Source organism: Sulfurimonas sp. (assembly GCF_027056685.1).
Taxonomy (GTDB): Bacteria; Campylobacterota; Campylobacteria; order Campylobacterales; family Sulfurimonadaceae; genus Sulfurimonas.
In genome coordinates this window covers 1-7107 of the sequence record NZ_JALUKE010000215.1, presented here as the reverse complement: position 1 = coordinate 7107, position 7107 = coordinate 1, and the positions used below count along the sequence as shown (strand labels likewise).

9 protein-coding genes are annotated in these 7107 nt (G+C 32.7%); all 9 read left to right on the top strand.

Annotated features, from left to right (window positions below):
- On the top strand, positions 1 to 571 hold a 571-nt coding region (locus MVY38_RS09535), incomplete at its 5' end, for a TonB C-terminal domain-containing protein (RefSeq protein WP_297485610.1).
- 3 nt (positions 572 to 574) lie between these two features.
- Positions 575 to 1825, top strand: a complete 1251-nt coding sequence (gene tolB, locus MVY38_RS09530) for a Tol-Pal system protein TolB (protein ID WP_297485607.1) — start codon at positions 575 to 577, stop codon at positions 1823 to 1825.
- A gap of 75 nt (positions 1826 to 1900) precedes the next feature.
- Entirely contained in the window at positions 1901 to 2461 is a 561-nt protein-coding gene (gene pal / locus MVY38_RS09525) for a peptidoglycan-associated lipoprotein Pal (RefSeq protein WP_297485604.1), read from the top strand.
- A gap of 11 nt (positions 2462 to 2472) precedes the next feature.
- The gene (locus MVY38_RS09520) at positions 2473 to 3384 is read left to right on the top strand and encodes a tetratricopeptide repeat protein (RefSeq protein ID WP_297485602.1); all 912 of its coding nucleotides are present in this window, start codon (positions 2473 to 2475) and stop codon (positions 3382 to 3384) included.
- Between the two features lie 75 nt (positions 3385 to 3459).
- Complete coding sequence (locus MVY38_RS09515) at positions 3460 to 3981, top strand: peptidylprolyl isomerase (protein ID WP_297432665.1); 522 nt, start codon at positions 3460 to 3462, stop codon at positions 3979 to 3981.
- Positions 3914 to 4723, top strand: a complete 810-nt coding sequence (locus MVY38_RS09510; protein WP_297485601.1) for a Fis family transcriptional regulator — start codon at positions 3914 to 3916, stop codon at positions 4721 to 4723. Before MVY38_RS09515 ends, MVY38_RS09510 begins: the two co-directional genes overlap by 68 nt.
- Before the next feature lie 11 nt (positions 4724 to 4734).
- Positions 4735 to 5673: an ACP S-malonyltransferase gene (gene fabD / locus MVY38_RS09505; protein WP_297485599.1), complete on the top strand. Its 939-nt coding sequence runs from the start codon at positions 4735 to 4737 to the stop codon at positions 5671 to 5673.
- A gap of 1 nt (position 5674) precedes the next feature.
- A complete protein-coding gene (locus tag MVY38_RS09500) occupies positions 5675 to 6391 on the top strand; it encodes a nitrilase-related carbon-nitrogen hydrolase (RefSeq protein WP_297485597.1) in 717 nt (238 codons plus the stop codon).
- A 10-nt stretch (positions 6392 to 6401) separates the two neighbouring features.
- Positions 6402 to 7097, top strand: a complete 696-nt coding sequence (locus MVY38_RS09495; RefSeq protein WP_297485594.1) for a 5'-methylthioadenosine/adenosylhomocysteine nucleosidase — start codon at positions 6402 to 6404, stop codon at positions 7095 to 7097.
- Positions 7098 to 7107 lie beyond the last annotated feature (10 nt).

Sequence of the window (7107 nt, the reverse complement as noted above, 5' to 3'; positions counted from 1 at the left end):
TATTGCACTTGCACCTACGAAAAATATAGTAAAGAAAACAAAAGCTTCTGTAAAAAAAATAGTAGCTACTACAAGCTCTTCCTCTAAAAATATTGATGTAAATAATTTGTTTAGTGATGTTTGGACGCAAAAGATTCAGCACAAAGTTAAAAAACGAAAAGTGAATTCAAAAAGAATTAGTGAAATTCAAAAACAGATTAAACTTAAAGAGAATAATCAACTAAAGCCAATTGAAAAAACTGTTGAACAAGTAGAGGAAAAAGAAGAAAATGTAACTGTAGATGCTACTTCAAGTGCAAATGAGGTTAATGAATATTTAGCTAAAATTCAAGCAATTGTTTATGAACATTTCAATGTTCCTCCTAATACAGAAGGAAATCGCGTAAAAACTGTAATCGTGCTTGACCCTTTTGGAAAAATGCTTGATTTTAGAGTATTAAATTATTCTGCTAGTAAAGCTTTAAATAGTGAAGTTGATAGAATAAAAGAGAGACTCAAAAATGTGGTTTTTCCAATTAATCCTAATGGAAAGACGACTACAACGACTGTTACATTAATATCTAAGGAGTAGAGATTGAAGATTTTATTTTTATTGTTTTTATTGTTTAACATTGTATATGCAGGTGATGCAACTATTGAAGTTATTAAAAAGGCAGATTCATTGCCAACATTAGCGATTGAGGACTCCTCTATTAGCTATGACAATACCTTTAAGTTACGGTTTTTCAAGTCTCTTGTTGCTGATTTAAATGTTATTTCACTTTTTAATGTAGATAGACATCACCGAATTGTACCGTATAATGATAGTTCGGTACTAGTGGCTAATAAAGATATGGAATATGTTTTACGATATAAAATATTTGAAGATGATAATGGTGCCATGAATCTTCAGATGAAACTACTTCAGGGTGATAGTGAAGTTTTTTCTAAAAATTATCGTGTTAGTAGAAAAGATATATATATGTTTGTTTCACATGCAATTGCTTATGATATAAATGAATATATGGGTGCAAAGCCAGTGAGCTGGATGAAGAAAAAAGTTATATTTGCTAAAGTTATTGCTCCTAAAAAAAGTGAGATAGTCATTGCCGATTATACATTAGCCTATCAACATATAATTATTCAAGGTGGTCTTAATCTTTTTCCAAAATGGGCAAATCAGGCGCAAACTGCTTTTTATTATACATCTTTAGATAGTGATAAACCTACTTTAAAATATGTAGATATTAAAACGGCTTTAGTAAAAAGTATTATATCTTCTGATGGTATGATGATATGTTCAGATGTTAGCAATGATGGTAATCATCTTTTATTAACAATGGCAAAAGATGGACAACCAGATATTTATTTGTATGATGTAAAAAAGCATACATATAAAAGAGAAACTACCTATAGTGGTATTGATGTTGGTGGGCAATTTATGAATGAAGATACAATAGCATTTGTTTCATCTAGGTTAGGATATCCTACGATTTTTACAAAAAACTTATTGACAAATGAAATAAATCAGGTAGTATATTATGGAAACAGTAATGTTGCATGTAGTGCAAGTGGACACTATATTGTATATAAAGCAAGAGAGAGTTCAAATGCTTTTAGTCAAAATACTTTTAATCTTCATTTAGTTTCAACGCAAACTGATCTTATTCGAAGACTTACAGCTACAGGTGTAAATGAATTTCCTAAATTCTCAAAAGATGGGGATGCAATTATATTTGTGAAAAATTATAAAGGGCAAAGTTCTATCGGTATAATACGGTTAAATTTTAATAAAAATTATCTTTTTCCTATAAAATCAGGAAGAATACAATCTATGGATTGGTAAGCTGACTGCAACAATTAAATTTTATTACCTTTTTTAGGTATAATAAACCAATTTTAAATATTAAGGAAATGTAGTATGAAAAATATCGTACTTTCTGGTGTTGTAGCAGCACTATTAGTTTTTAGTGGATGTAGTTCAAAAGGGCCAGCTGTAGATACTAAAGCGGCAAATAATAATCCAGTGGAAGAGGCTGCATCTACTGCAACTCAAGAAGTTCAGCCTGTGGAGACAGAAACAGTTTCAAGTGAAAATAGTTTAGTAAATTCATCAACAAGTGAATCTACTATGAATTCTATTGAAAGTAAATTACCAACCGTATATTTTGCTTTTGATAAATATAATATCACACCTGATATGCAAGAAAAAATTGATGCAGCAGCAGAACTTGGAAAAAAAGTAGCGTCTAATTACAAAGTTAAATTAGAAGGTAATTGTGATGAATGGGGTAGTGATGAATATAACTTCGCGTTAGGATTACGCCGAGCTAATGCAGTTAAGAAAGCTTTAGTTGCAGATGGAATAGATGCATCTCGTATCTCTATGGTAAGTTATGGCAAAAGTAATCCTGTATGTACAGCACATACAAAAGAGTGTTGGGCGAAAAACCGTAGAGTTAACTTTAAACTTTTACCATAAGTTTTAAATAGATGAAATTTAGCAAGTTCTATTTTTTATTTTTAACTCTCTCTCCTGTGCTGTTGTTAAGTGCTGAGCCTTCAGCATTTGGCGCAGGCGATCTTACTAGCAGCAATCCTTATGGTCTCACAAAAAATGAAAAAGTATTACTAGAAACAGAGAAAAAGCTTAAAACAGTTTCAAGTAAGAGTAAATCACAAGCCAGTCAATTAGATTCACTTCGAGAGAGAATTGATGGACTCCAAAGTATTATTGAAAGTTTGAGTAGAAAAGCACAAAGTAATAAGATTAATCTGCAAAATATACAACATTCTACAGATATATCATTTGGAAATATTGATGAATATCAAAAAAGATTAAGTCTCTCTATTCAAGAAAACAGACAAGCAATACAAGAGATGAAAACTTTGAGTTTGCAGTTAAGTAAATCATTAGAAGCGATTAGTGCAGATTATGTAACAAAAGCAGATTATAATGCTTTAGTGAAAAATGTAAATAGTTTTAAAACTCTTGTTGCTAAAGAGATGAAGCACGGTAAAAGAACACCGAGTAAAAAAAGTTCTATTAAAAGTGCTGATTTATATAATAGGGCAAAAGTAAATTACAATAAAAAGCGATATACAAGTGCAATATCTGACTATGAAACTTTAATTAAACGCAATTATAAACCTGCTTACTCGCACTATATGATTGGTGAAATGTATTTTAAAAGAAAAGACTATGGCAATGCAATCTCATATTTTAAAAAGAGTGCATCCCTGTATTCAAAGGCTTCATATATGCCAAACTTAATGTTGCATACTGCAATTGCCATGTCAAAAACAGGTGATAAACAACATGCGAATGCATTTTTTAATGCAATTATACAAAAATATCCAAATTCAAAAGAAGCCCTAAGAGCTAAAAAATATTTGGATATTTAAAATTAGCTGTATGATTTTCAGCAATAATATATAATATTATGATAAAATCGCAAAAATAATTAATAAGGGTAAAAAATGTCAATTCAAGAAAATCAAGTTGTTTCAATAGAGTATGAAGTTCGTGATGGAGATCAAGTTGTAGATAGTAATATGGGTGGAGCTCCATTAGTATTTATGTATGGTAAAGGTCAAATCATTCCAGGTTTAGAGAGTGGAATTAAAGATATGAATATTGGTGATAAAGCTGATGTCTTAGTACAACCAGCTGATGCTTATGGTGAATATAATGCTGACGCTACTCAAGAAGTTCCAAAAGAACAATTTGCAGGAATTGAACTAACAGAAGGTATGACTCTTTATGGTCAAGGTGAAGATGGTGGTACTGTTCAAGTTGTAGTTAAAGAGATTAAAGATGACACTGTTATCATTGATTTTAACCATCCTTTGGCTGGAAAAGAGTTAATGTTTACAGTTGCAATTAACAATGTTAGAGATGCATCTGCTGAAGAAATTCTTTCAGGTGTTCCTGTTGAGAATCAACAAGAAGATGAAGGATGTTGTGGTACTGGTGGCGGCAGCAGTTGTGGATGTCACTAATTTTATAACCTCTTCTGAAGCCTCTTTACAGGCTAAGAAGACAGCAAGTCTTTTAAAAACACTCAATGTTAATGCCCTCATTATTGGCCCTTCTGGCATTGGTAAAAAGACTTTAGCTTCTTTTATTCTTCCTAATGCAATGGTCTATGATGCATCAAATTTTGATGAATTACTTACTGCATTAGAATCTTCAAATGAAATCATAATTAGCAATATTAATTTATCACCAAATATACAAAGATTGGTAGAGTCTATAAAAAACAATGGTGTTCGTGTTATTGCTACATCGTCAAATTATACAATAAGTCATGAGATTGAAGAACTTTGTAGTATAAAGGTCGATTTGCCACCTTTGAGCGAAAGAGCTGAAGATGTAGCTGCTTTAGTAGAACTTTTCTTAGAAGAAGCACATGGACTTTTTGGTGGTAATAAAGAGTTATGCTCTTTAGATAATATGACACCTGATTTATCTCAAAATGGACACTCTTTAAGACGGCAAGTTATGATTACCTATCTTTTACAAGAGATAGAAGATAGGGATTTGATGGAGCTTCTTGAAAATTATCTTTATGATAAGCTTGGTTCTAAAAATGATTATAAAAAATTTCTCTATTTGTATGAAGCACCACTAATTAAAGCTGGTTTGAAAAAATATAAGTCTCAGCTCCAACTCTCAGATAAACTGGGCTTAAATAGAAATACACTTAGAAAAAAAATATCTGAGAATAAACAATATTTATAAAAGGAAAGAAAATGAGTAAAATAGCAATGATATTTGCAGGACAAGGTTCACAGGCCGTAGGTATGGGAAAAGATTTTTATGAAAATTCAAAACTTGCTCGTGAAATGTTTGAAAAAGCTGGAGATAGAATAGGTGTTGATTTTAAAGAGATAATTTTTCAAGAGAATGAAAAACTTGGGCAAACTGCTTATACGCAGCCTGCTATTTTACTTGTTCAAATGATTGCTTACAAGCTATTTAAAGCAGAGTGTCCAGATATAAAAGCAGAACTTTTTTTAGGGCACTCTTTAGGTGAATTTTCTGCCCTATGTGCAACTGGTGCTATTGATTATGTTGATGCGGTAGAACTTGTACATAAACGCGGTGCATTAATGCAAGAAGCATGTGATACAATTGATGCAGGTATGATGGCTATTGTAGGTCTTGATGATGCTAGTGTTGAAAAAATCTGTGCAGATGCGCAAGCTGATGGTAAAAAGGTTTGGCCTGCAAATTATAATCAAGATGGACAACTTGTTGTTGCTGGTATGAAGTCAGACCTAGTTTCATTAGAGCAGACTTTTAAAGATGCTGGTGCAAAAAGAGCATTGCTTTTAAATATGTCAGTTGCTTCACATTGTGATATTTTAGCACCTGCACAAGCGCCTTTGGCTGAGTTAATGGAGAAATATATTACAGATACTTTTGAAGCACCTGTTATTTCAAATGTTACTACAAAACCATATTCTACAAAAGCCGAAGCAGTACAACTTTTAAAAGATCAACTTGTGAAACCTGTAAAATATAAACAATCTATTCAAGCTATTGCTCCTGAAGTGGATATGGCAATAGAGTTTGGAAATGGTGTTGTTTTAAAAGGGCTTAATAGAAGAATTGCAAAAGAGTTAAAAACGCTTAATATCTCAGATATGGCATCGTTAGAAAAAGTTAAAGAGGAAATTTGCTCATAATATGAGAGTAACACTTGCACAAACTGCACCGAAGCTAAATCGTTCAAATTTAGAAGATATTTTAGAAATAATTACTCATGTAAAAGAGAGTTCAGACCTTATAGTTTTTCCTGAACTCTCTTTAAGTGGCTATCTTTTACAAGATAAACTTTTTGAAGATGCTTGGTCATTAGAAGAGTTAGAGAAATTGATGCAATTAAGTAAAGAGATAGATATTGCCGTAGGTCTTGCTTTAAGAGATGAAAATATATTTAGAAACGCAGCTCTCTATTTTAGTGAAGGAGAGCTTATTTCTAAACATATTAAAGTTCATTTACCAAATTATGGAATGTTTGAAGAGGCGAGATACTTTGAAGGTGGCGATAAATTTGAAGCTTTTGAGTGTAAGGGTAAAAAAATATCTATGCTTATTTGTGAAGATTTATGGCACAGTAGTGTCCATCAAGAGTTGATAAAGCTTAAGCCTGATTTGATTATAGTGCTTGTTGCATCACCTGCTCGTGGCTTTTATGATGCAGGGCTAAAAATCCAAGAGAAGTGGCACGCTATTATTATGCAAGTAGCTAAAGAGTGTCAAGCAGAGATTATTTTTGTCAATAGAGTAGGTTTTGAAGATGGGCTTGGTTTTTGGGGTGGAAGTTGTTTGGTAGAGAAGAGTGGCAAAATAGTAAAGCAACTTCCACTCTTTAAAAAAGAGATAAAAACATTTGAAATATAGGATAAAAGAGATGACAATAGCAATAATGGGTGCAATGCCAGAAGAGATAGCTCCAATTTTAGAGAAAGTGGGCGAGTACAAAACAACTTCCTATGCTGGAAATAATTACTACGAAGCCCAATATAAAGGGCTAAACTTAGTAATAGCCTACTCAAAAATAGGAAAGGTTTTCTCAACCTTGACAGCAGCAACACTCTGTGAACATTTTGGTGCAAAGAAATTACTTTTCTCTGGAGTAGCTGGTGCAATATCTTCTGATTTAAAAGTTGGTGACTTAATAGTAGCAACAAAACTAGCACAACATGATTTAGACATCACTGCGTTTGGACATCCTTTTGGGTATGTACCTGAAGGTGCTGTTTTTGTTGAGAGCGATAAAGAGTTAAACAGCTTGGCGTATGAGGTGGCAAAAGAGATGCAAAAACCTCTTCAAGAAGGCGTTATAGCAACAGGTGATCAGTTTGTGGCTGATGAAGCGCGTAAAAACTGGATAGGCAATACTTTTGGTGCAGATGCCTTGGAAATGGAGGGTGCTAGCGTTGCAGTTGTTTGTGATGCTTTAAATGTTCCATTTTTTATATTGCGTGCGATTAGTGATGCAGCAGATATGGATGCTAGTTTCTCCTTTGATGAATTTTTAGAGACAAGTGCAGTGCAGAGTGCTGCGTTTGTTATGAATATGGTAGATAAGTTAGCACAAAAGTAATGGCAGTAAA